The sequence below is a fragment of the Nocardia aurea genome, from assembly GCF_003123685.1.
GTDB lineage: Bacteria > Actinomycetota > Actinomycetes > Mycobacteriales > Mycobacteriaceae > Nocardia > Nocardia aurea.
The window spans coordinates 1-21,700 of record NZ_QCYJ01000018.1 but is presented as its reverse complement, the minus strand read 5'-3'; the positions used below and the strand labels follow the sequence as shown (position 1 = coordinate 21,700).

The 21,700-nt window shown below is 67.6% G+C and carries 21 protein-coding genes; 11 read left to right on the top strand and 10 right to left on the bottom strand.

The window, feature by feature from the left end:
* Positions 1 to 154 precede the first annotated feature (154 nt).
* The 5 genes from DAT37_RS04315 (at position 155) to DAT37_RS04295 (ending at position 5,701) form a co-directional block, all read left to right on the top strand.
* Positions 155 to 1,294, top strand: a complete 1,140-nt coding sequence (locus DAT37_RS04315) for an LLM class flavin-dependent oxidoreductase (protein ID WP_109523376.1) — start codon at positions 155 to 157, stop codon at positions 1,292 to 1,294.
* A 2-nt stretch (positions 1,295 to 1,296) separates the two neighbouring features.
* A complete protein-coding gene (locus DAT37_RS04310; RefSeq protein ID WP_109523375.1) occupies positions 1,297 to 1,956 on the top strand; it encodes an FMN reductase in 660 nt (219 codons plus the stop codon).
* 193 nt (positions 1,957 to 2,149) lie between these two features.
* A complete protein-coding gene (locus tag DAT37_RS04305) occupies positions 2,150 to 3,670 on the top strand; it encodes a sulfatase family protein (protein ID WP_232839512.1) in 1,521 nt (506 codons plus the stop codon).
* Between the two features lie 424 nt (positions 3,671 to 4,094).
* Positions 4,095 to 5,342 carry a hypothetical protein gene (locus DAT37_RS04300; RefSeq protein ID WP_157978271.1) on the top strand — a complete coding sequence of 416 codons (1,248 nt, stop codon included), beginning with the start codon at positions 4,095 to 4,097 and terminating at the stop codon, positions 5,340 to 5,342.
* A 155-nt stretch (positions 5,343 to 5,497) separates the two neighbouring features.
* Entirely contained in the window at positions 5,498 to 5,701 is a 204-nt protein-coding gene (locus DAT37_RS04295) for a cold-shock protein (protein ID WP_067523410.1), read from the top strand.
* A gap of 94 nt (positions 5,702 to 5,795) precedes the next feature.
* On the opposite strand, the gene DAT37_RS04290 is transcribed toward DAT37_RS04295, so the two are convergent.
* Entirely contained in the window at positions 5,796 to 6,287 is a 492-nt protein-coding gene (locus DAT37_RS04290) for a DUF4254 domain-containing protein (protein WP_157978270.1), read from the bottom strand.
* 318 nt (positions 6,288 to 6,605) lie between these two features.
* Here DAT37_RS04290 and DAT37_RS04285 point away from each other — a divergent pair, with 318 nt between their 5' ends.
* Positions 6,606 to 7,046 carry a hypothetical protein gene (locus DAT37_RS04285; protein WP_157978269.1) on the top strand — a complete coding sequence of 147 codons (441 nt, stop codon included), beginning with the start codon at positions 6,606 to 6,608 and terminating at the stop codon, positions 7,044 to 7,046.
* Positions 7,047 to 7,208: 162 nt separating this feature from the next.
* The gene (locus DAT37_RS04280) at positions 7,209 to 8,135 is read left to right on the top strand and encodes an LLM class flavin-dependent oxidoreductase (RefSeq protein WP_109523503.1); all 927 of its coding nucleotides are present in this window, start codon (positions 7,209 to 7,211) and stop codon (positions 8,133 to 8,135) included.
* Here DAT37_RS04280 and DAT37_RS04275 read toward each other — a convergent pair.
* The 6 genes from DAT37_RS04275 to DAT37_RS04250 all read right to left on the bottom strand — a co-directional run bounded on the left by DAT37_RS04275 (position 8,132) and on the right by DAT37_RS04250 (position 13,769).
* Positions 8,132 to 8,680 carry a cysteine hydrolase family protein gene (locus DAT37_RS04275; RefSeq protein ID WP_109523371.1) on the bottom strand — a complete coding sequence of 183 codons (549 nt, stop codon included), beginning with the start codon at positions 8,678 to 8,680 and terminating at the stop codon, positions 8,132 to 8,134. The two genes, DAT37_RS04280 and DAT37_RS04275, sit on opposite strands and share 4 nt — an antisense overlap.
* 324 nt (positions 8,681 to 9,004) lie before the next feature.
* Positions 9,005 to 9,670: a hypothetical protein gene (locus tag DAT37_RS04270; protein ID WP_109523370.1), complete on the bottom strand. Its 666-nt coding sequence runs from the start codon at positions 9,668 to 9,670 to the stop codon at positions 9,005 to 9,007.
* 98 nt (positions 9,671 to 9,768) lie between these two features.
* Positions 9,769 to 10,221 carry a hypothetical protein gene (locus DAT37_RS04265; protein ID WP_157978268.1) on the bottom strand — a complete coding sequence of 151 codons (453 nt, stop codon included), beginning with the start codon at positions 10,219 to 10,221 and terminating at the stop codon, positions 9,769 to 9,771.
* 33 nt (positions 10,222 to 10,254) lie between these two features.
* Positions 10,255 to 11,154, bottom strand: a complete 900-nt coding sequence (locus tag DAT37_RS04260) for an HpcH/HpaI aldolase/citrate lyase family protein (protein ID WP_198654100.1) — start codon at positions 11,152 to 11,154, stop codon at positions 10,255 to 10,257.
* A gap of 28 nt (positions 11,155 to 11,182) precedes the next feature.
* Positions 11,183 to 12,367, bottom strand: a complete 1,185-nt coding sequence (locus DAT37_RS04255; RefSeq protein WP_109523367.1) for a CaiB/BaiF CoA transferase family protein — start codon at positions 12,365 to 12,367, stop codon at positions 11,183 to 11,185.
* Between the two features lie 25 nt (positions 12,368 to 12,392).
* Positions 12,393 to 13,769, bottom strand: a complete 1,377-nt coding sequence (locus tag DAT37_RS04250; protein WP_198654092.1) for an LLM class flavin-dependent oxidoreductase — start codon at positions 13,767 to 13,769, stop codon at positions 12,393 to 12,395.
* 227 nt (positions 13,770 to 13,996) lie between these two features.
* Here DAT37_RS04250 and DAT37_RS04245 point away from each other — a divergent pair, with 227 nt between their 5' ends.
* Positions 13,997 to 14,704, top strand: a complete 708-nt coding sequence (locus tag DAT37_RS04245) for a GntR family transcriptional regulator (protein WP_109523365.1) — start codon at positions 13,997 to 13,999, stop codon at positions 14,702 to 14,704.
* A 5-nt stretch (positions 14,705 to 14,709) separates the two neighbouring features.
* On the opposite strand, the gene DAT37_RS04240 is transcribed toward DAT37_RS04245, so the two are convergent.
* The 3 genes from DAT37_RS04240 to DAT37_RS04230 all read right to left on the bottom strand — a co-directional run bounded on the left by DAT37_RS04240 (position 14,710) and on the right by DAT37_RS04230 (position 17,222).
* Positions 14,710 to 15,285 (bottom strand): flavin reductase family protein, encoded by a 576-nt coding sequence (locus DAT37_RS04240; RefSeq protein ID WP_109523364.1) that lies wholly within the window; start codon positions 15,283 to 15,285, stop codon positions 14,710 to 14,712.
* 22 nt (positions 15,286 to 15,307) lie between these two features.
* On the bottom strand, positions 15,308 to 16,267 hold the full coding sequence (locus DAT37_RS04235) for an HpcH/HpaI aldolase/citrate lyase family protein (protein ID WP_109523363.1): 960 nt from the start codon (positions 16,265 to 16,267) through the stop codon (positions 15,308 to 15,310).
* A 70-nt stretch (positions 16,268 to 16,337) separates the two neighbouring features.
* A complete protein-coding gene (locus DAT37_RS04230; protein WP_109523362.1) occupies positions 16,338 to 17,222 on the bottom strand; it encodes an aldo/keto reductase in 885 nt (294 codons plus the stop codon).
* A 248-nt stretch (positions 17,223 to 17,470) separates the two neighbouring features.
* Between DAT37_RS04230 and DAT37_RS04225 the strand changes: the two genes are divergently transcribed.
* The 3 genes from DAT37_RS04225 to DAT37_RS04215 all read left to right on the top strand — a co-directional run bounded on the left by DAT37_RS04225 (position 17,471) and on the right by DAT37_RS04215 (position 21,654).
* The gene (locus DAT37_RS04225) at positions 17,471 to 18,805 is read left to right on the top strand and encodes a lipase family protein (protein WP_109523361.1); all 1,335 of its coding nucleotides are present in this window, start codon (positions 17,471 to 17,473) and stop codon (positions 18,803 to 18,805) included.
* Between the two features lie 73 nt (positions 18,806 to 18,878).
* The gene (locus tag DAT37_RS04220) at positions 18,879 to 19,046 is read left to right on the top strand and encodes a DUF4236 domain-containing protein (RefSeq protein WP_109523360.1); all 168 of its coding nucleotides are present in this window, start codon (positions 18,879 to 18,881) and stop codon (positions 19,044 to 19,046) included.
* A gap of 286 nt (positions 19,047 to 19,332) precedes the next feature.
* Positions 19,333 to 21,654 carry a sensor histidine kinase gene (locus DAT37_RS04215; protein WP_232839510.1) on the top strand — a complete coding sequence of 774 codons (2,322 nt, stop codon included), beginning with the start codon at positions 19,333 to 19,335 and terminating at the stop codon, positions 21,652 to 21,654.
* Positions 21,655 to 21,700: the final 46 nt, after the last annotated feature.

The following is a 21,700-nucleotide window of genomic DNA, read 5'->3' as shown; positions in this document are numbered from 1 at the left end:
ACCTGCCCGAGCGGCACCGACGGCCGGACGGGTGTGACGAGGACCGCGGACGGCTCATACGCGCGTCGTGGACTCGGGGAATACGTATCGGGCACCTGCTGTTAATTTGGTTGCCAAGTCAACAAAGTATGGATCTCGACCCCAGGAGGGCCCCGTGCAATTCGGAATCTTCACCGTCGGTGACCTCACCACGGACCCGGTCACGGGCCGGACGCCGAGCGAGGCCGAGCGGATCAAGGCGATGATCGCGATCGGTGAGAAGGCCGAGGAAGTCGGCCTCGACGTCTTCGCGACCGGGGAACACCACAATCCGCCGTTCGTACCGTCCTCGCCGACCACCATGCTCGGCTATCTGGCCGCGCGCACGCAACGGCTGATCCTGTCCACCGCGACCACCCTCATCACCACGAACGACCCGGTGAAGATCGCCGAGGATTTCGCGATGTTGCAGCACCTGTCGGACGGACGCACCGATCTGATGCTCGGCCGCGGCAATACCGGACCGGTCTACCCGTGGTTCGGCAAGGACATCCGCGACGGAGTCCCGCTCGCCGTCGAGAACTATCACCTGCTGCGTCGCCTGTGGCGCGAATCCCGTGTCGACTGGGAAGGCAAGTACCGCGGCCCGCTGCAAGGTTTCACCGCGACACCTGCGCCGCTGCACGGCACACCCCCGTTCGTCTGGCACGGTTCGATCCGCTCGCCGGAGATCGCCGAACAGGCCGCCTTCTACGGTGACGGCTTCTTCCACAACAACATCTTCTGGAACAAGGAGCACACCGAGCAGATGGTGCGCCTCTACCGACAGCGCTTCGAGCACTACGGTCACGGCTCCGCCGATCAGGCGATCGTCGGGCTCGGCGGTCAGGTGTTCATGGGCGAGACCGAGGCGGCGGCGAAGAAGTACTTCCGCCCCTACTTCGACAACGCGCCGGTCTACGGGCACGGGCCGTCGATGGAGGAATTCACCGAACTGACCCCGCTGACCGTCGGCACACCGGAACAGGTCATCGAACGCACCCTCGGTTTCGCCGATTACGTCGGCGACTACCAGCGCCAGCTGTTCCTGATGGATCACGCCGGACTGCCGATCGAGGTGGTGCTCGACCAGATCGAGATCCTCGGCCGCGAGGTGGTCCCGGTCCTGCGCAAGGAATTCGAATCGCGCAGGCCCGCCCACGTGCCCAGCGACCCGCCGACCCACGAAACGCTGGTGGCCGCCGGTCCGGACAGCCCACACCACCTGGTGGTCTCGGCCCGCGAACAGGTTTCGGCAGAATCGGAGAGCGAGTAATCATGAGCCGCAGCATCGTCGTTCTCAGCGCGGGTCTCTCTCAGCCCTCGTCGACGCGTCTGCTCGCCGATCAGCTCGCCGCCGCCGTCACCGCGGCGGTGGGCGGACGGGGAGAGAGCGTCGACATCGAAGTCATCGAATTGCGGGAACTCGCCACCGATCTCGCCACCACCATGACCACGGGCGGGCTGCCGACGCCCGCCGTGGCGGCGGCTCGGCAGCGGGTGTCCGATGCCGACGGGATCATCGCCGTCACACCGGTGTTCGCCTCGAGCTACAGCGGTCTGTTCAAGATGTTCGTCGACGTGCTCGATCCGGACGCGCTCAACGCGATGCCGGTGCTGATCGCGGCGACGGCCGGAACGGCGCGGCATTCGCTGATGCTCGACTATTCGATGCGTCCGCTGTTCACCTACCTGCGCGCCGTCGTCCCGCCCACCGGCGTCTTCGCGGCGACAGCGGATTTCGGGTCGTCGGGCCTTGCCGAACGTGTGCGTCGGGCGGCGGCCGAATTCGCGACGTTGGTCGTCGCCGCGCCGACCGGGGTCTCGGGTTTTCTGCCGGAAGCGCCACCGCGACGGCGGACCTCGGGCAATTCGCTCGCGGCGGTCACCCCTTTCGGTCAGTTGCTCGCGGGCCACACCGGCGGCGCCGACACCTGACCGCGATCGGGCGGTGTCGGTGCTGGAACGTCGCCGGATATTCGAGCACGAACCGGCCCACCGTGCCGCGATCGCCCGGTGCCACTACCGGGCGATCGCGGCCTCCGCGTGTCGAATGCCGACCGCCCGGTTCCCAAGGGCCGTCGTGATGGATACTCTGCGGGACCGTCGCCCCGTCCGGCAGGAGCATTCGATGAATCATGGTCCTTCGCGTGGTCGCGTGCTGTCGGCGGCGATCCTGCTGCTGTCCGCGCTGGTGTGGCTTCCCGGCACCTCGACCGCCGACACGCCCGAAGACGGGCGTCCTAATATCGTCATGATCCTCGCCGACGATCTGGACACGACGTCCACGCCGGTCTGGCAGGCCATGCCGCGGACCGCGGCGCTGATCCGTGACCGCGGAATGGAATTCACCGACGGGTTCGCGCCGATGCCGATCTGCTGCGCGGCGCGCGCGTCGATCCTGACGGGCGAGTACGGGCACAACACCGGCGTGCTCACCAACGCGGGCGAGGTCGGCGGATTCGAGACCTTCCGTGACAACGGCAACGAATCCCACACCATCGCCACCCATCTGCACGACGCCGGATATCGGACCGGCATGGCGGGCAAGTACCTCAACGGCCTCGAACACGATCCCGGCCACATCCCGCCCGGCTGGGACGACTGGAACGCGGGCGTGGACAACTTCCTCTACGCCGGTTACAACTACACCCTCAACGAGAACGGCACCTTCGTGAAATACGGTGTCGCGCCGAAGGATTACCAAACCGACGTGATCCGGGACAAATCGGTGCGGTTCATCACCGACGCCGCTGCGTCCGCGAAACCGTTCTTCTGGTACGCCGCCTCGACGGCCCCGCACTTCCCGATTCCGCCCGCGCCGCGCCACCTCGCCGAGACGGTCCCGACGGCCGCGCCGCGCTCGCCGAACTACCAGGAGGCCGACGTCTCCGACAAACCCGAATGGCTGATCGACACCGCGGGTGTGCGCGCCGCGACCATCGCGGCGACCAACGACGTGGACTACACCAATCGGCTCGGTTCGTTGAAAGCGCTGGACGAGATGGTGGCCGCGATCGTGGACACCCTCGCCGCGACCGGAACCCTCGACAACACCTATCTGATCTTCACCTCCGACAACGGATACAGCCTCGGCGCACACCGGCTCACCCAGAAGATGGCGCCGTACGAGGAATCCGTTCGCGTTCCGCTCGCTATCGCCGGTCCCGGAATTCGCCGGGGAACCACCGACGCGTTCGCGCTGTCCGTCGACCTCGCGCCCACCGTTCTCGGCTGGGCGGGCATCGCGCTTCCGGCGCGGATCGACGGCCGCTCGCTGGCGGGTCCGCTCGCGGGTGACACGACCGGGTGGCGCGCCGATTTCACCGCCGAGTACGGCGGCGCGGGGGCGTCAGGGCGCGACGGCATCGCCCAGGAACAGATCCCCGGCACCGACACCCCGGCGATCTACGCGTTCGACATGCCGTCCTGGGTCGGTATCCGCACCGAGCGCTACCTCTATGTGCGCTGGTACGAACGCGAACGCCCGCTCGCGGAGCGCGAATACGAGCTCTACGATCTCGCCGCGGACCCGTACCAGTTGACGAATCTGATCAAAACCGCGGACGGCCGTGCCGCACACGCCGACACCGTCGCCGCGCTCGACCGCCGTCTGCGCGTACTCACGGCGTGCACCGGAAGTAGCTGCTGACCCGTCGCGGCCGGAATCCGCCGGGTGGCCGAGGTCACATCCGGTGACCGACATGTGCGTCGGGGCGATCGATTCGCGTCCGCGCTGTCGCCGCGCGCCGCGCCCGGGACGGTGGCACGCATTCGTTGCTGTGTGCCCGGTGCGTTCCCGATTTCGACACGCGTAACGCATTCGTCGCAGGTAGAGATAGAAATTCCGTGTTCGCGGCAATATGCTGCAACCTTGCAGGCCGCCGATCCGCAGTGTCGTCGAACCGGTGCTCTGGGGTGGATATCGGTTCGGCGATATGTGTTCGATATCGCCCGGCGTCGATGGAAGCTCCCGGGTCGGACCGATCGTTGCGAGAACGTCGCGCCACGCGCCCATCGTTTCGGGTACCCGCTGCGAACTCCTTACGAGAGTGTTTGTCGAATCGAGGTATTTCATGAGGGCAACTGTCGGTCTATCCGCGGAACAGACAGTGGTTCGCGGGGTACTCGTGTCGTGTACGCCGGAGGACGGTGCGCCGGAGAAGGTTCTGCGCACGATCGAGGAACAGGTCGCCGACGGTGTCGACGCGGTTCCCGGGGTACTCGACCGGATCGTCGCCGCCGTCGCGCCCGATATCCGGATCGAGAACGTCGCCGTCGTCTATCGCACCGCCGAGGAACGCCGCGCGCTGGTGACGAATCTGTCGACCGGCGGCTGGAGTTCGGCGTCGCTGGTCTCGGTGCGCTCGGCATTGCTCGCCGCGGTGCGCGAGGTGCCGGGGCAGGAGAAATACGGCCCCGTCCTGATCGTGGAAACCGTGGATCGGCGCACCTCCTTCGTGGTGGTCGACGCGGCCCGCGCGCAGGTGCTGGCCTCGGACACCTGGCAGCCGGGCATCGTGGGCGCCGAGTCCGCCGACGCCGCCGTCATTCGTATTCGCAGTCAGTGTGATTCGCCGTCGACCCGGCCCGAGGCGGTGCTGCTGTGCGGCGCCGCCGCCGGGATCCCCGCGGTCGCCGCCGCCTTCGACAAAGGGTTCGGAGTGCCCGTCCTCCAAGCGCCGGCGGCCGCGACGATGGCGGCGCGCGGCGCGGCGCTGGTCGCGTCGGGACAGATCGAGGAATCCGATCCGGGCGCCTCGGGCGCGAGTGCCGCCGGGCTACGCCGACCCGTCCTGATCGCGGCGGCGATAGTCGCGGTGCTCGGCGCCACCGGATTCGCGGTCGCCCAGATCGGTGACGACCATCCGGCGGCGCAGGTCGTCGCCGAATCGAGCGCGCCCGCCGGCACCGTGCCGTCGACCTCGGTGTCGGCAGCGGCGTCGGTGTCGGCGGCGCCCACCATCGAACCCGTCGCGCCGCCGGAAACCCCCGCGGCGGCGGAGAGGGAACAGATACCCGCCCCGATGCCACCGCCCGCGGTGCCGCCGGTGCCGATCAATCCGCGCCCGACCGCGCCGCCCCGACCCACCACCACCGTCAAGCCGGAACCGGCCGAATCGGCGCCGCAGGAGGCGCAGGCCCCCGCCGAGGAGCAGGCGCCCGAAGCGCCGCCCGCGCCGTCGAAGGTCGGCGAACCCGACGGAAACGGCCTGTTCCCCGGGGAGTCCCCGCCGCCCGCCGCCGGAGCCGATCCCGAGGTCACGCGGCAGTGGTGGGACAATCACTGGGCATTGAAACAGCGTTGGCTGAACGGTGGCTGAAACCCGCTGTCCAGGTCGGATCGCTCCTCGCCGGGTTGTCGCCTTGCTCACAGAAAGCGAGCATTATCGGTGAATCCGTGGCATGGTTAGGCAGTGGGATCGAGCTTATCGGTGTGATTTGCTCGGCTCACCTACAGAAAAGATGAAGTAAGCAAATGGCTCAAGGCAGTGTGAAGTGGTTCAACAGCGAAAAGGGCTTCGGCTTTATCGCGCAAGACGGTGGCGGCCCTGACGTCTTCGTTCATTACTCCGCCGTGTCCGGCTCGGGATTCAAGTCCCTCGAAGAAGGACAGCGCGTGGAGTTCGAGGTCGGGCAGGGACAGAAGGGGCCGCAGGCCCAGGACGTCCGCGCGATCTGATCGACGCAGTCGGTAGAACCCCGCACCTCAGGGTGCGGGGTTTTTGCCGTTTCCGGGGGTTTTCGACGACGAGCGCGGACCGTTCGGGGCGGTGTCAGTCCGAGGAGCGGTCGGGCAGGCGACGTTGTCCTCGCACCACCTCGGCGGCCAGATCGCGATAGGCGACGACGAGTTCGGCGACGCAGTGCCACGCGCCGTGCACCCGGGGATCGCCAGGCGCGTGTCGCGACATCTCGGTCTGGAACCGGGTGTAGGCCCTGGCGATCTTGTCGATCACCGCGCCGATGGTCTCGGTGTGCAGTCGTGAACCGTTCAGATGCTGGGGCACGTGATGGTTGGTCCACATGTCGATATCGCGGATGATGTCGGCGCGACGTTTGGCCGAGAGTCGTTCGTCGCAGCCGTCGGCGGCGCTGTCACGATGGATGTCGACCAGATCCACGCACCAGCGCGTGATCGGATGATCGGCGACGCAGTGGCCGCTGATGGCCGAGAGCAGTTCCGAGGACGGGAAGAACTGTTCGGGTTCGGCGAACGGATCGGTGATCCTCGGTTTCAGTGGTGAGGAACCATTCAACGTCTTCACCATTCGATCCGAGAGCGATCCGGCGTCGGCGACAAGAGGCCGTCCGCGCGGTGATGGGTGGTTCCGTGCCCCGGTCGTAGTGTTCGCATGGGGGTCGTCCACGTTTCGAGGCCGCCGTGGTGGGTTGGCGTGGTCGATACTTCTGCCATCGGTTCACTCCGCTGTGTCCCCAACCCGTCAATCGGGCGTATGGTTAGCATCTTATCACCGATGGAAATGGTGTTCTCATATCAGGGTAATGAAGTTCCGATAACGGCGGGGACCATGGTTACTGTGTCGACGAACATGTTCTTACGTGTGATGACAACGGTTTTCGTGATGATTATGCCCCTCGCGGCCATCGGTTCGGCGGCCGCCGAACCCGCCGTCGAGTCGGCCGAGACCGGCGTGCTCACCGGTCGGCACGCACCGAGCTTCGATCTCGACAACGCGGGCGAGATCACCGTTCTCGCATACCGCACCGAGGCCCCCACCGGCGGCACCACCCTGGCGACGGGAGTTCTCGCGGTGCCGCATCTGCGCACCGAGGCCACCGCGACCGTCGACGCCGTGCGCAGCCACGGGTACGACCGCCCGATCTTCCTCGCCCACGGCTACGCCGACCTCGCCGTTCCGATTCCGGCGACGGCCGTGCTGCTGGCCAGGATGAGCGCGGCGGGCACCCGCTACGAATTCCGGGTGAACGACGGTGACCACCGCACGACTCCGGGGCTCGCCCGCGCCGACGTCGACGACTTCCTGCGCCGAGTCCTCGCATGAGGTCATCGTGGTGACGTCGTCGGTATGCGCGGGGCCGAGCGACGCGAGAGATATCGGACCGATGGAAAGGGTGAACACGACGATGTATGTGGCGGGACAGGGGTCGACCGGCCGACACGGTGAGTGCGCTCGCACACCGGGATACCGGGTGGGAGCGCGCCGATGAGCGATCTCGATATCGGCGTCTACCTGCCGCAGATCGGTTTCACCTATCCCGAGCTGCTCCATCGCGCGCAACGCTGCGCCGAACTCGGCATCGGCTCGCTGTGGATCTACGACCACCTGTACGGACCCGGCGCCCCCGACCTCCCGTCGCTGGAAGCCTGGACCCTGGCCACGGCACTGCTCAGCCGCACCGAACGGCTCACCATCGGCCACTTGGTGCTGTGCAACCAATTCCGTCATCCGGCGCTGCTGGCTCAGATGGCGTCCACGCTCGCCGAGATCGCACCGGGCCGCTTCGCGCTCGGACTCGGCAGCGGCTCCATCGCGGACGAACACGAACGGGCGGGCCTGCCGTGGGGATCGTTCGCCGATCGCTCGGGTCGGCTGGCCGAAACCCTGGAAATCCTCGCGCAGGCCTTCACCGACCGGCGGATCGATTTCACTGGCGAGCACTACTCGGTTCGCGACGTCGCCGTGGTTCCCGCGCCGTCGGTCCGACCGCCGATCGTCATCGGCGGTGTCGGTGAGAAGTACACCCTGCCGCTGGTCGCCCGCTACGCCGACGTGTGGAATGTCCCGACCTACGCGCTCGGCGAACTCGAACGCAAACTCGACGTGCTCCGATCGTGCTGCGCGGACATCGGCCGCGACCTGGCGTCGATCACGCTGTCGCTGCAAGCCGTGATGGCGCTGGCCCCGGACGACGCCTCGGTGGCCGAGGTCAAGGCCAAGGCCGAGAAGCGTTTCGGCGCACCCGCGTACGGGCTGGCCGAGGGCGGACTCGTCGGCACCGCGCCCGAGGTGGTCGAACGCCTGCGGGAACTACGGGAAACCGGCTTCGGTCAGGTCATCCTGTTCACCCATGACCGCGGGTCGGATCTGTCGCTGGAACTTCTCGCGTCGCGGGTGCTGCCCGAGTTCTAGGCGGGTGTCCATTCCGCGACCGTGGTGACCTCGGCCTGCATCGGGAAGACCTTCTCGGTCAGCACCCGGTGCACCTCGGGGTCCGAGTCCAGACAGGCGTCGGCGAGCACGGTCAGCGTGAGATCGCGGTCGGCGGCCTCTCGCAGCGTGGACAGGACGACTCCGCTGGTCGCGATACCGGTCAGCACCAGATGATCGATACCACCCGCGCGCAGCACCACGTCGAGATCGCTGCCCGCGAAGGCGCTGACCCGCCGTTTGGTGACGACGATATCGCCGGGTTCGGGCGTGACCTCGGGGTGGATCGCCATCCCCGCCTCCTCGCCCGCGGCGGCCGCCCGTCGCGCGAGTCCGCCGAACATCTTGTTGTTCGCACTGATCTCGGGATATCCGGGCCGGAATCCGACGACGACGTGGATCACCGGAATGCCGCCTGCCCGAGCGCGGGCGACGGCCTCGCGCAGCCGGGGCAGGTAGCCGGGATCGGGGTACCGGGCGACCACGGCGTTCTGGATATCCATGACCATGAGGGCTTGCCGAGACATTCGATGCCTTCCGGGGTGTGGCGGTGCGACGGCGAACTACTACCGCGAAACGTAACGCCGACCGGACGGGCCGGGCAACAGGGGTGGTCGAGCGAACAGCTGGCGTCGGCGATTCCCGTAGGTTAGGGTCACCTTATCCTCGGTGCTCGACAGGTGATCGTCCGCGCGACGCTCACCCGCGATCACCGGGATTCGGGGGCGTAGTCGGTGGTCGCCCTCGTCGATGAGGGGGTGGGCGACCACCTCGCGCCCCTTGCCTCCGCACGTCCGCGAACCGGAGGCAACTCCGCCGAAGTCCGTTCGCGGGCCCATCGGATTTGCCGATCAGACCAGGGCGGCGCGGGTGCGGGCGTAGGTGACGACCTCCTCCGCGTACTCCGATGCCTCCTGTTCCGAGATCGCTTGCCGCAGCAGGTGTATCGCGTCGTCGAGTTCCGGTCCCGGTCCGCGGTCGGCGAGCAGGACGACGATCGCGCGTCGCGTGTCGAGATCGGGTTCCGGGCGGGCCAGCAATTCGTCGAGGTACCGGTCGGGCTGTATCAGCGCGATGGCGCGGCGGGCGTAGGCGTGTACGCGGCGGGGGAGTTCGGCGCGGATGACGTCGATATCGGCCTGTGCCGCGTGTTGACCCGCCCGCTCCGGATCCACCCGCAGCGACCACGGCTCGGGCTGTTCCAGGGTGGGCGGGTGTGGCTCGACGAGACCGGGGCCGGTGGCGTTCTCCAGTGACGTCGGGGCGAGTCCGAGGCGGGTATCGCGCCAGTTGCGGAACTCCCACCAGGCGGCCGGGGTGGCGTCGAGGTGCAGGCCGAATCGGAGCGTCTGCTGTCCGTCGGTCCAGGTGCGGGAGACCCGGGTGCGTCCGACCGAGGCGACTCCACCCGGTTCGACCCGGATCCAGGTGGGTTCGGAGCCGCCGAAGCCGTACGGCTCGAGCAGTTTTCCCGTCTCCCGCAGCAGGCGGCGCAGAGCCGTATCGGGACTGACCATTCCGGCAGAGTAACGTCCGGGGCCGACAGATCCGGCGGCCACGGGAGCGTGTGTACGGGTGACGGACTCGGGATCGCCGTCCCACCCGCGAGGTGCCGTCAGCTCGGCGTGAAGAACAGCGGCAGCGAACTCTGCACCAGATCGACCGTCGGATCCGGGCGCAGCGGGATCAGCAGGACACCGTCCGCGATCCCCAGCACATGCAGATCGCGGATCAGCCCGCAGAGTCCGGTGACGGTGCCGACATAGCTGGTGGACGATATCGGCGGATCGTCGGCGATATCGGACGAGTCGGGCAGGTGCCCGCGCGCCGCGTCCGCCGAGATATCGACGAGCACAACGATATCGAGCAGAACCAGCGGCGGCGTCGACGACCCGGCGCGGACGCGCGTCGACTGTCGTTGCGCGTCGCGCAGATCCTGCGCCCTGATCCGGACGGCGTGTTCGAGCGCGCCGGTATCCGGTGCGCCGACGACCCAGGTCACCGGGTGGTCGGCGGTTCGTCTGTCGAGCAGGCCGACCACGGGTGCCGGTCGAGATTGTCGGCGCATCACGGTTACCGCGTCTTCGTCGTCATGGTGACCCTATGCCCCCGGCACTTGCGCGAGAACCGCCTCGGCGAGTTTCACGTGCGCGGCGTCGACGAGTTGTCCGTCGACACTGGTCGCGCCGAGCCCCTGCGCCTCGGCCGCACGATAGGCGTCCAGATTCCGTCGCGCCCGCTGGATTTCGGCTTCGGTGGGGGAGAACACCTCGTTGGCGATGGCGATCTGCGCCGGGTGGATCGCCCATTTGCCGTCGAAGCCGAGCGCGGCGGCGTGTTCGGCGTCCTCGGCGTACCCCTTCTCGTCCTTGAAATCCGGGTAGGGCGCGTCGATGGCGAGGAGTCCGCCGACCCGGGCGGCGGTCAGCACCTGCATCCTGGCGTAGTGCCAGAAATCGCCGGGGTAGCTGACGCGCGGTTTGAAATTGGTGTCGACCCGGGCGCGCTGGGAGACCGAGAGATCGCCCGCGCCGAAGATCAGGGCGTCCAGTCGCGGACTCGCGGTCGCGATGGCCTGGGCGTTGGCGACTCCGGCCACGTCCTCGATGAGAACTTCGAGGCGGATCTGTTCGGTCAGGCCGAGGGTGGCCTCGATCTGGGTGAGCAGTACGTCGACCCACCAGACGTCGCGGGCCGCTGTCACCTTGGGCACGATGATCGTGTCGAGGTTCTCGCGCGCCCCGGTGACGATCTCGATGATGTCGCCGTAGGCCCATCTGGTGTCGATGCCGTTGATACGCACCGCGCGCGCGGTCGATCCCCAGTCCTGATCGTTGAGCGCGGTGACGGCTTTGGCGCGGGCTTGTTCGCGCAGCGCCGGGGCGACGGCGTCCTCCAGATCGAGGAAGACCAGGTCGGCGTCGGAGGCCGCCGCTTTGGCGAACATCCGGTCGTTGGTGGCGGGCGTGGCCAGTTCCGAACGCCTGCGGAAGGCAATCATGTCCATCTCTCCTGAAACGGGTGGGTGATCAGATGACGTCGCGCTGTCGCAGGGCGTCGATATCGGCGTCGGACAGGCCGAGTAGTTCGCTCAGCACCGACGCGGTGTGCGCGCCGAGTTCGGGGCCGAGCCCGTCGACGATGCCCGCGCTGTCGGAGAACCGGGGCACCGGCGCCTGCACGAGCATGCTGTCGAGCTGGGTGTCCTCGATGCGGACGAACACCTCGCGGTGACGCATCTGCTCGTCGTCGATCAGTTCCGACACGTCGTAGACCGGGGCGGCGGCGATCTCGAATTTCTCGAACACCGCCATCGCGTCCGCGAGCGTGCGCTGGGAAACCCATTCGGCGACAACAGCGTCCACCTCGGCGGAGCGGGCCAGCCTGCGCTGCGGATCCGAGAAGTCGGGATCCTCGGCCAGATCGGCGCGACCGATCGCACGGAAGACGCGCAGCGCGATGGTGGGCGCGCTGCCCGACATGGCCAGCCACCTGTCGTCCTCGGTGCGGTAGGTGTTGCGCGGGGCCGAGATATCCCACTTGTTGCCCGCCCGCCGGGGAATCGTGGCCGTCTGGTCGTAGGTGACCAGCGACTGTTCCAGTAGTCGGGCGAGTGGATCGATGAGGTTGATATCGATCAACTGACCGTCCGCGCCGTGCACGTCGCGGTGGTAGAGCGCCATCATGACCGCGTACGCGGCGTTCAGCGAGGCGACGCCGTCGGCGAGCATGAACGAGGGCAGGGTCGGCGGGCCGTCGGATTCGCCCGTGGTGTGGGCGAATCCGCTCATGGCCTCGCCGAGGGTGCCGAAACCGGGACGTGTCGATTTCGGGCCGGTGAGCCCGTAACCGGTGATATGCAGCATGACGACGCGGCTGTCGACCTCGCGCAGCGTGTCGTAGTCCAGGCCCCACCGTCGCAGTGTGTGCGGTCGGGTGTTGGCGACGACGACATCGCAGGTGCGCGCCAGATCGCGGACGAGGGACTGCCCTTCGGCGGTACGCAGGTCGACGGTCACCGACTTCTTGTTACGCCCGATGCTCTTCCACATCAGGCCGACGCCGTCCTTCTGCGCGCCCCAGCCCCGGATCGGATCGCCCCCGCGCGGCTGTTCGATCTTGATCACCTCCGCGCCGAATTCGCCGAGGTAGGTGGCGGCAAGCGGCGCGGCGGCGAGGGTGGCCATATCGAGCACCCGGATGCCTTCCAGCATCCGGCTACGTGGTGCGGAGGTGGTGTCAGACACCGGCGGGCACCCCCTGGGCGAAGACGTTGGCCGGTCGCTCGAGTCCGAGGTTCTCGCGCAGGGTGGCGCCGCTGTATTCGGTCCGGGCGAGTCCGCGCCGCTGGAGTTCGGGGATGACGAGCCGGACGAAATCCTCGAACGCCCCGGGGAAATGCGTGGCGGCGACGACGAATCCGTCGCAGGACCGCGACTCGAACCACTGCTGCATCTGTTCGGCGATCTGCGCGCCGGTGCCCACGAAGCGCGGCCCCTGCAACAGGGTGGCGCGATGGTTGGCGAGCACGCGCAGGGTCAGCGGCTGATCGCCCACGTGGCGTTTGACCCCCTGGACCAGACCGCGGATGCCCGAGACCGAATCGATGAGTTCGTCGGTGACGACGTCATCGAGCGAATGCCCGGAGAAATCGTGGTTGGTGACCTCGGACAGCAGCGTCAACGAGGCCATCGGATGCACGAGTTCGTCGAGGAAGATGGCCTCCTTCTCGGCGGCGATCTGCTCGGTCTCGCCGACGATGACGTAGACCATCGGCAGGATGCGCACGGAATCGGGTTCGCGCCCGGACTCGGCGATCAGTTCCTTCTGCTGGCGGTAGTGCTCGGTGGCGACCGCCTGGCTGGGATCACCGGTGAAGATGAGATCGGCCCATTTCGCCGCGAAACCGCGCCCGCGTCCGGACTGACCCGCCTGGATGATCACCGGGCGACCCTGGGGGGTGCGCGGCACGGTCAGCGGCCCGCGCACGGTGAAGAATTCGCCCTTGTGATGCAGTTCGTGGACCTTGTCGGGGTCGGCGAAGACACCGGACTCCTTGTCGCCGGTGATGGCGTCGTCTTCCCACGAGTCCCAGAGCTTGGTGACCACGTCGATGAACTCCTCGGCGCGGTCGTAGCGCCGATCGTGTTCGGAATGCGCGTCGACGCTGAAGTTCTGGGCTTCCGCGTCGTTGACCGAGGTGACCACATTCCACGCGGCCCGCCCGCCGCTGAGGTGGTCCAGCGTCGCGAAGGTCCGTGCGACGTGGAACGGTTCGTAGTAGGTGGTCGAGTAGGTCGCGCCGAGTCCGAGGTGTTCGGTGGCGGCCGCGGCGGCGCCGAGGACGGCGGTGAGATCCAGTTTGATCGGGCGCGCACCGTATTTGACGGCGTCGGCCACCGAGTTGTTGTAGATCGCGGGCATCGCGAGCCGGTCGTCGAAGAACATCAGATCGAAACAGCCGTCTTCGAGCGTGCGCGCGATGCGCTGGTAGTAGCGCAGGTTCAGGTAGTCCGGCGCCGAGCTCGGGTAGCGCCACGAACCGGAGTACACCGACACGTTCGACGCCTGCATGAAGGCCACCAGCGTCATGCGGTCGGATCTTGGTGTGGACATCGGGAGCCCTCTCGTCGGAAGATATATCAGAATATGACTGATATATTTAAGAGGTCGAGCGCCGTTGTCAAGCTCGACCACGATGCCGGGAGGTGAGCGAAGACGGGTGTCTGCCGACGCCGGGACGCGGTGCGCGAGAATGGCCCGATGGAGTTCTCCCGGGTCGACGCGTCGCCGGATCCTTCGCGCGCGAGCGCGGTCGTGCGATACCCGGGCCGGTGCGGTCGATGACGGCCCCCGAGCGCGGTCCGTGGCCGGTCGGTGAGGTCGACGACAAGGCGGGCGGTAAACGCACCGAACGCGAACGTCTCGCCGACGTCCTGCGCGAACGCATCCTCGCGGGCGAACTCGCCCGCGACTCCCGCATCGATCTCGACGCCACCGCCGCCGAATTCGGCACCAGCCGTACGCCCGTGCGCGAGGCGTGTCTCGTGCTGGCGCAGGAGGGTCTGGTGCGGGTCGCGCAGCGCAGCGGCATCATCGTGATCGGGGTGTCGGCCGAATCGACGCTGGAGAACTTCACCCTGATGGCCGCGCTGTCGGGTGTGGCCGCGCAGTGGGCGGCGCAGAAGATCACGCCGCGTCAGCTGCTGCGGGTGCGCGAACTCCATCGCGAGATCCGCATCGCCGCGCAGGCGGGCGAGGATGTCGCGACCCTGAACTGGCTGTTCCATCGCGAGATCAACCGGGCCTGCGGTTCGACGCGATTGCAGGGGATGCTCGGTGACGCCGGACGGATGGTGCCGAGGCGTTTCTTCGAACTGTTCCCCGAACAGGTGCCGTGTTCGGTGGAGGACCACGAACTGCTCGTCTCCGCACTCGCGAAAGGCGATTCGGTCGCCGCGCGCACCGTCACCGAGGAACATTTCCGCGCCGCCGCCGAACTGCTGAGCGCGCGTCTGGCCGACACCGAACTCGGCGCCCCGTCCGGGTAGCCGCCCTACCCCGCGATCCGGGAATGCGCTCCGAGCCGGTGCCACACCCGATCGTGATACACGAGCGCGGCGGCCTCGCCCCGGTCGTCGTCGCCCGAGATCTCCAGCGCCTCGACGACGAGCACGCTCGAACTGCGCGGGTCGCCGACATCCAGCCGTGCGGTGATCCGCCCGCGCATCCAGGTGCGCGCGGCGGGGAAATACGGTTCACCGGTGGGCAGTCGCCGCCAGATCGAGGTATCGGCGAATCGGTCGATTCCGCTGGTCGCCCCCAGTTCGGCGAGATCGAGTTGGTCGGCGGCGAGTAGATGCACCACGACGGTGTCGGCCTCGCGCAGAGTGGGCGCGCTGGAGGACTGTTCGGAGACCGAGAACGTCAGCGCGGGCGGCTCGACGCTGACCGACGCGACCGAGGTCGCCGTCAACGCGACCGGCCCGGCGCCCGCGTCGGCGGTGATCACCGAAACACCGCCGGGGTGGCCGCGGAAGGCGGACCGGAACCGCTCCGCCGAAACTTCCTCGTGGACGGTGCTTTCGGCCGCGCGGTGGCGGCCGGCGGACCCGCTGGGCGGGGTGGTCATCGTCGGCTCCGGGCGTTCGCGCTCATTCGGCGGGTTTCCAGACGTCGGTGCGCGACATCCCCGCCGCCCTGCCCTTCGCCGAGACCACCAGCGCCATCTTGCGCGATGCCTCGTCGATCATCTCGTCGCCGAGCATGGCCGCGCCGCGATGCCCGCCCGCGCCCGAGGTGTGCCAGGCGTAGGCGTCGAGGATGTTCTCGGCGTGGTCGTAATCGCCCTGGCGCGGACTGTAGATCTCGTTGAGCACGTCGATCTGAGTCGGGTGCAGCGCCCATTTCCCGTCGAAACCCAGTGCGGCCGAACGCTGGGCGACGCGGCGCAGACCGTCGAGATCCTTGATGGCGAGGTACGGGCCGTCGATGGCTTGCAGATCGTGGGCGCGAGCCACCATCAGAATGCTCATCAGGATGTGGTGGTAGGCGTCGCCGACGTCGTATCCGGGCGGCTGCTCCCCGACGACGAGCGTCTTCATCTGGATCGAGGCCATGAAATCGGCCGGGCCGAAGACGATGGTCTCGATGCGCGGGCTCGCGGTCGCGATGGCCTCCAGCGCGAGCAGGCCCTGCGCGTTCTCGATCTGGATCTCCAGGCCGATCCGCCCGACCTCGAGCCCCTCGGCCTTCTCGACCTGGGTGAGCAGCAGATCCAGCGCGACGACATCGGAGGCGCCGCGCGTCTTGGGCAGCATCAGGCAGTCCAGATTCGCGCCCGCGTTGCCGACGACCTCGATCACGTCGGCGTAGGTCCACGGTGTCGTCCAGTCGTTGACCCGGACCGTGCGGGTCTTGTCGCCGAATCCGCCCTCGTTGAGGGAACTCGCGATGATCTTGCGCCCGTCCGCCTTCGCCGCGGGCGCGCACGCGTCCTCCAGGTCGAGGAACAGCGAATCGGCGCCGAGATCGCGCGCTTTGTCGATCATCTTCTGGCTGGATCCCGGTACGGCCAGAGTCGTGCGGCGGGGTCGGGTGGGGCGTGTCGTCACTGCTGGTACTTCCCTTCGACGAAAATCGACGGCGTCAATATATCAGATTGCTTATAATATTTTGAGGCCGTCAGGCCTCCGGGATCGGCATGCCGAATCGCGCGCGGGTGATGGCCTCGGGTTCGGGGCCGCCGCGGACGCCGGTGTCGAGAGCGTCGATCGCGGACAGCTGTTCGGCGCTCAGTTCGAAGTCGAATATGTCGAAATTCTCCGCGATGCGCGAGGGCGTCACCGACTTCGGAATCGCCTGCCTGCCCTGCTGGGTGTGCCAGCGCAGCATCACCTGCGCGGGCGACTTGCCGTGCGCGGCGGCGATCTCGCCGATCACCGGGTCCTTCAGGGTCGAGCCCTTCGAGCCGTCGCGATAGAAGGTGATGCCGCCGATCGGGGACCAGGCCTGGTTGAGGATGCCGTGCTCGCTGTCGACGGCGAGCAGTTCGGACTGGCGGAAGTAGGGGTGCACCTCGATCTGATTGACCGCGGGCACGATCTCGGTCTCCGCGAGTAGTCGGGTGAGGTGGTCGGGCATGAAATTGGAGACGCCGATCGCGCGGACCTTGCCGTCGGCGTAGAGCTTCTCCAGCGCCCTGTACGCCTGGATGGTCAGCTCGAATTCATCGGGCAGGGCCTGGTGCAGGATCAGCAGGTCGATCCGGTCGACCCCCAATTTGCCCGCGCCCTTGTCGAATCCGCGCAGGGTCTCGTCGTAGCCGAAGTCGGAGATCCAGATCTTGGTCTCCAGGAAGATGTCGTCGCGGTCGAGCCCGGAGCGGCGGACCGCTTCGCCGACCTCCCGTTCGTTGCCGTACGCCGCCGCCGTGTCGATATGCCGGTACCCGGTGGTCAGCGCCGTGTCGACCGCGGCGATGGTCTCCGCGGGCGGGGTCTGGTAGACGCCGAACCCGATGGCGGGCATCGTGACGCCGTTGTTCAGGGTGAGATTCGGAATAGTCATGCTTCCGACCCTAAGCGGGCGGCAGGACTTCGTGGAGTGACCGGCCGACCGGGTACCGGCAGTACCTGGTTCGTTCGCTCGGTGCCGTGGTCGTCGTGAAAAATTATGACACCAGCGGGTTTCAAATAAGGCGTAACACTGTTACTGTCCCGAAGGCATCGCTGTGACCGGCCCCACGAGTGGTCGAGGCGTGTGCGAAGTAGTAGTCCGGCGACGGCGCCGGGGTGGGGCTCATCGAGAGGGCGCGGATGTATCGGCAGAGTTGGCGAGGCGGACGGTTGCGGCGACAGGCAGGAAGGCTCGCCGTGGCGATCGCCGTCGCGTGTGCGGCGGTGGGGATCGGTGTCGGAGTCGGCGCGAAGGAGGCGCAAGCGACTCCGATGAGCGCGTTCTACACCCCGCCCGCGCACCTTCCCGCCGAGCCGGGCAGTGTCGTCAGGACCCAGCCGATGACCTTGTTCGCCACCGTGCCGACCGAAAGGGGTTGGCCCGGTAAGGCTCAGCACCTCATGTACACCACGCGGCTACAGGACGGTTCCCCTGTCGCGGTCACCGGCACCTACATCGAGGCCACCGGACCGTGGCTCGGGGCGGGCGAGCGTCCGACCGTCGTGATCGCCCCCGGCGTCTCCGGCCAGGCCGACCGCTGTGCGATGTCGGTCGCGTTCTCCACGGGACTGACCCTGTTCACCGACCCGTCGCCGGGGATATCGGCCAACCAGGAACTGCCCTCGTCGGCGGTGTGGAGTGGACTCGGCGCACGCGTCGTCGTCGTCGACTACGTCGGGCTCGGCACGCCGGGAATCCATACTTTCGCCAACCGGATCGAGGGTGCGCACGCGGTGCTCGACGCGGCGCGCGCCGCCAACCGGCTCGCGGGAACCGGTCCCGACACCCCGGTGGTGCTCTGGGGATACTCCCAGGGTGGCGGTGCGACGGCCGCGGCGAGCGAATCGGCGCCGGACTACGCCCCCGAACTGAATCTGAAAGGCACCTGGGCGGGCGGACCCGTCGCGGACCTGTCCGCGATCCTGGAGAAGATCGACGGCGCACTGATCGGCGGCGTCGTCGGATTCGCCATCAACGGGATGCTCGCCCGCTATCCGGAACTGCGCGCGGCCGTCGACCGGGTCACCAGTCCCGCCGGACTCGCGCTGCTCGATGAACTCAGCGAGGAATGCATCGGTGACGTGATCACGAAACATCCTTTCTTCCAGACCCGTTCGCTCACCGTCGATGGCCGTCCGCTCACCGAACATCTGGCGACGATGCCCGAAGCCGACCGCGCCCTGGCCGAATTGCGGGTCGGCGGCCTGCGTCCCGCGGCGCCGGTGCTGATCACCAGCGGCCTCAACGACGACACCGTGCCCTACAACCAGGCGCGCCGCCTCGCCGAGGACTGGTGCGGCCTCGGCGCCACCGTCACCTTCCGTACCAACGATCTGCCGCCGATCCTGCCCGGCGCGACCATTCCCGCGCATTTCGGTCCCGAGATCATCGACGGTTTCGGCCCGGACAACGCGATCACCTATCTGCTCGACCGCCTCGCCGACAAGCCCATCGCGGGATGCGCCATCGACTGAGTGTGACGGATGCGGCGAAACCCTTGGGAGCCAACCTCGATCGGCTACCCTGGGGACAAGTCAGGGAGGCCGTATGCCCATCAGATTCCGTCAGCGCAAATCCTTCGGACCGCTGAAGTTCAATTTCACCCAGTCGGGCCTGTCCTCGTGGGGAGTAAAGATCGGTCCGTGGTCGTGGAACTCGCGCACCAAGAAGAACAGCGTCGACCTACCGGGTCCGCTGAGCTGGCGCCAACGCTGAACCTGGCCCGTATTCGGGGAACCGCCGTGGATGTGCCCGCGGCGGTGTAGTGCCGATCGCCCGTGCCGGCCGCGCGGCGATTGTCCAGTTATCGGAATTTCTCTGCGTAACTCAGTTACTCGAGGATAAGGTGACGTGAGACACATGCGACTCGCGATTCGGTAGACCGGTCACAAAGGGGCGGAACGCCCAGAAGTAGGCACGATCATTGGTGTTCGGTAGCAAGTTCTTTCGGGGGTTCTCGGCGGCGGTGCTCGCTCGCGGAGGGCGGCGCACACCGCTCGGAGTGCGAGCGAGGTTGCTCGTCATCGTGCTGATCCCCAGCATCGCGCTGCTCGGCGTCGGCATCGGCGCGGCGGTGTACCTGATCCAGGACGGACGTAAATCCAAGGATTGGGCGGAGTTCGCGGGCGAGACGACCGCGCCCGCGATTGCCATGATCGAGGCGTTCCAGTCCGAGCGGGCCGCGACCATGCTGGTGCTGGCCGGTGACGAATCCGCGAACAACACCCTGGTCACCGCCAGAAAGAATTCCGACAGCGCGCTGGCGTACCTGCTCACCTACAGCCAGACCTCGGCCGAGGTGCGGCCCGAACTCGCCGACGACATGTCCGGTATCGATCAATTGCTCAGGTCGATGCCGATGCTGCGCGGTGGGATCGACGCGCGTGCGCTGCCGTCGGAGCAGGTCTTCGGCGCGTTCAGCGCGATCATCGACACCATCGTGTCGGGGAACCTGATCGCCGCGACGGTCGCGCCCGATGCCGCCATCGCGGTGGACATGGTGCGCGGGATCCCGATGCTGCGCGCCGCCGAGGCGATCTCGAAAGGGCTCAGCATCGGGTCGACCGCGTTGATCACGAACCGGATCACCCCGATCCAATTCGCCGATTTCACACGCAATATCAGCGACGCCCGCGCCGAACTGATCTACGCGAACGCGATCCTGACCGGGCAGCGGCAGGCTCAACTCGCCGCGATCACCGACAGCCGGGCATGGCAGCAACTCGTCGCGATGGGCGACGCGCTCATCGCTCGCGGTGTGCTCGCCGCGCCGGACACCACGGCGACCTCGTCGGACGACCCCGTCGGCGGTCGCGCGTCGACCACGAACACCACCCGACGCGCCGCCGCGTCCGCTCCGGCGGAACTGCCGCTGAGCATCGGCGAATGGACCGACGCCACCACCGAAATCCGTTCCGCGCTGCTGAAACTGTGGCAGGACCAGAGCGCCGACGCGCACGCCCGCGCCATCGCGGCGGGGGAGGAGCGCGAACAGGATTCCCTCTACGGCGCGATCGCGGTGGTACTGCTCACCCTGCTCGCGTTCCTGGCGGCGCTGTGGTTGACCAATCGGCTCATCAAACGGATGCGTCGGCTGCGCGAGCAGACCCTCGAACTCGCCGATGAGCAGCTGCCCAACACCATTCGCGCCCTCAGCGACGGCTCGCAGACCGACAGCAACGTCGAGATGGCGCCGCTGGATTTCGGCGGTGACGAGATCGGCCAGATCGCCGACGCGTTCAACCGCGCCAACACCTCCGCCGTCGCCGCCGCCGTGGCCGAATCCCAGACCCGCTCCGGTGTCAACGCGGTCTTCCTGAACATCGCCCATCGCAGCCAGGTCATCGTGCACCGCCAACTCGCCCTGTTGGATACCGCCGAACGCGAGGAAGAGGATCCGAAGAAGCTGGAGGTGCTGTTCCAGCTCGACCACCTTGCCACCCGTTCACGCCGCAACGCCGAGAATCTGATCATCCTCGGCGGCGAGAAACCCGGTCGGCGCTGGCGCAATCCGGTGCCCATCATCGACGTGGTCCGGGGTTCGGTGGCGGAGAGTCTGGATTACACCCGGATCAATACGGGAAAGCTGCCGGATCTGCGGATCATCGGCGGCGCGGTGGCCGACGTCATCCATCTCATCGCCGAACTCACCGATAACGCCACCGCCTTCTCGCCGCCGCAGTCGCGGGTCGAGATCTCGGGCAATCAGGTCGGCAAGGGGGTGGCCGTCGAGATCGCCGATCAGGGGCTGGGCATGTCGGCGGCCGAACTCGCCGAACGCAACGCGTTGCTGACCGAGCCGCCGGACTTCAGCGTGGCCGCGTTGTCGACCGACGCCAGGCTCGGACTGTTCGTGGTCGCGAAACTGTCACAGCGCCACGGGATCTCGGTGCGGCTGACCGAATCCGACTACGGCGGCGTCAAAGCGATCGTGCTGATCCCCAATACCCTCGTCGCCATCGGCGACGAGCGGTCCGACGAGCGCGATGCCGCGGCCGAGGATGCTCTCTCGCGACCCGCTTACGCGGCGAAGTCGGTCCCGACATTCGACCCGACGGCGGAATGGACCGTGCGCCCGTCGCAGGACAAACCGGCGCTGCCCCGGCGGCAGCGCGTCGCCGAGGAGGCCGCCGCGGGCAGCGCCGGCGCGCGGACCGGGTCCGCGCGTTCGCCGCGCCGACGGTCCGCCGACGAGGCCCGCAACCTGATGTCGGCGATCGAGAGCGGTACCCGCCAGGGCCGTACGAATCGGGTCGAGATAGACATACGTACCACGCAGTCCGATCGACAAGAAGGTGCCGGTGACAACCTCCAAGCCCCGTAGCCTCGACTGGTTGCTCGACGATCTCATCGAGCGACTGCCCGATGTC

Bases quoted from the DNA above. Each gene is read 5' to 3' on its own strand.
- DAT37_RS04230 (WP_109523362.1), bottom strand. From the start codon at position 17,222: ATGACTATTCCGAATCTCACCCTGAACAACGGCGTCACGATGCCCGCC.
- DAT37_RS04310 (WP_109523375.1), top strand. From the start codon at position 1,297: ATGAGCCGCAGCATCGTCGTTCTCAGCGCGGGTCTCTCTCAGCCCTCG.
- DAT37_RS04270 (WP_109523370.1), bottom strand. From the start codon at position 9,670: ATGGTCAGTCCCGATACGGCTCTGCGCCGCCTGCTGCGGGAGACGGGA.
- DAT37_RS04255 (WP_109523367.1), bottom strand. From the start codon at position 12,367: ATGCTGGAAGGCATCCGGGTGCTCGATATGGCCACCCTCGCCGCCGCG.
- DAT37_RS04285 (WP_157978269.1), top strand. From the start codon at position 6,606: ATGATTATGCCCCTCGCGGCCATCGGTTCGGCGGCCGCCGAACCCGCC.
- DAT37_RS04260 (WP_198654100.1), bottom strand. From the start codon at position 11,154: ATGATTGCCTTCCGCAGGCGTTCGGAACTGGCCACGCCCGCCACCAAC.
- DAT37_RS04280 (WP_109523503.1), top strand. From the start codon at position 7,209: ATGAGCGATCTCGATATCGGCGTCTACCTGCCGCAGATCGGTTTCACC.
- DAT37_RS04295 (WP_067523410.1), top strand. From the start codon at position 5,498: ATGGCTCAAGGCAGTGTGAAGTGGTTCAACAGCGAAAAGGGCTTCGGC.
- DAT37_RS04220 (WP_109523360.1), top strand. From the start codon at position 18,879: ATGCCCATCAGATTCCGTCAGCGCAAATCCTTCGGACCGCTGAAGTTC.
- DAT37_RS04265 (WP_157978268.1), bottom strand. From the start codon at position 10,221: ATGCGCCGACAATCTCGACCGGCACCCGTGGTCGGCCTGCTCGACAGA.
- DAT37_RS04300 (WP_157978271.1), top strand. From the start codon at position 4,095: ATGAGGGCAACTGTCGGTCTATCCGCGGAACAGACAGTGGTTCGCGGG.
- DAT37_RS04225 (WP_109523361.1), top strand. From the start codon at position 17,471: ATGTATCGGCAGAGTTGGCGAGGCGGACGGTTGCGGCGACAGGCAGGA.
- DAT37_RS04305 (WP_232839512.1), top strand. From the start codon at position 2,150: ATGAATCATGGTCCTTCGCGTGGTCGCGTGCTGTCGGCGGCGATCCTG.
- DAT37_RS04245 (WP_109523365.1), top strand. From the start codon at position 13,997: ATGACGGCCCCCGAGCGCGGTCCGTGGCCGGTCGGTGAGGTCGACGAC.
- DAT37_RS04250 (WP_198654092.1), bottom strand. From the start codon at position 13,769: ATGTCCACACCAAGATCCGACCGCATGACGCTGGTGGCCTTCATGCAG.
- DAT37_RS04275 (WP_109523371.1), bottom strand. From the start codon at position 8,680: ATGTCTCGGCAAGCCCTCATGGTCATGGATATCCAGAACGCCGTGGTC.
- DAT37_RS04240 (WP_109523364.1), bottom strand. From the start codon at position 15,285: ATGACCACCCCGCCCAGCGGGTCCGCCGGCCGCCACCGCGCGGCCGAA.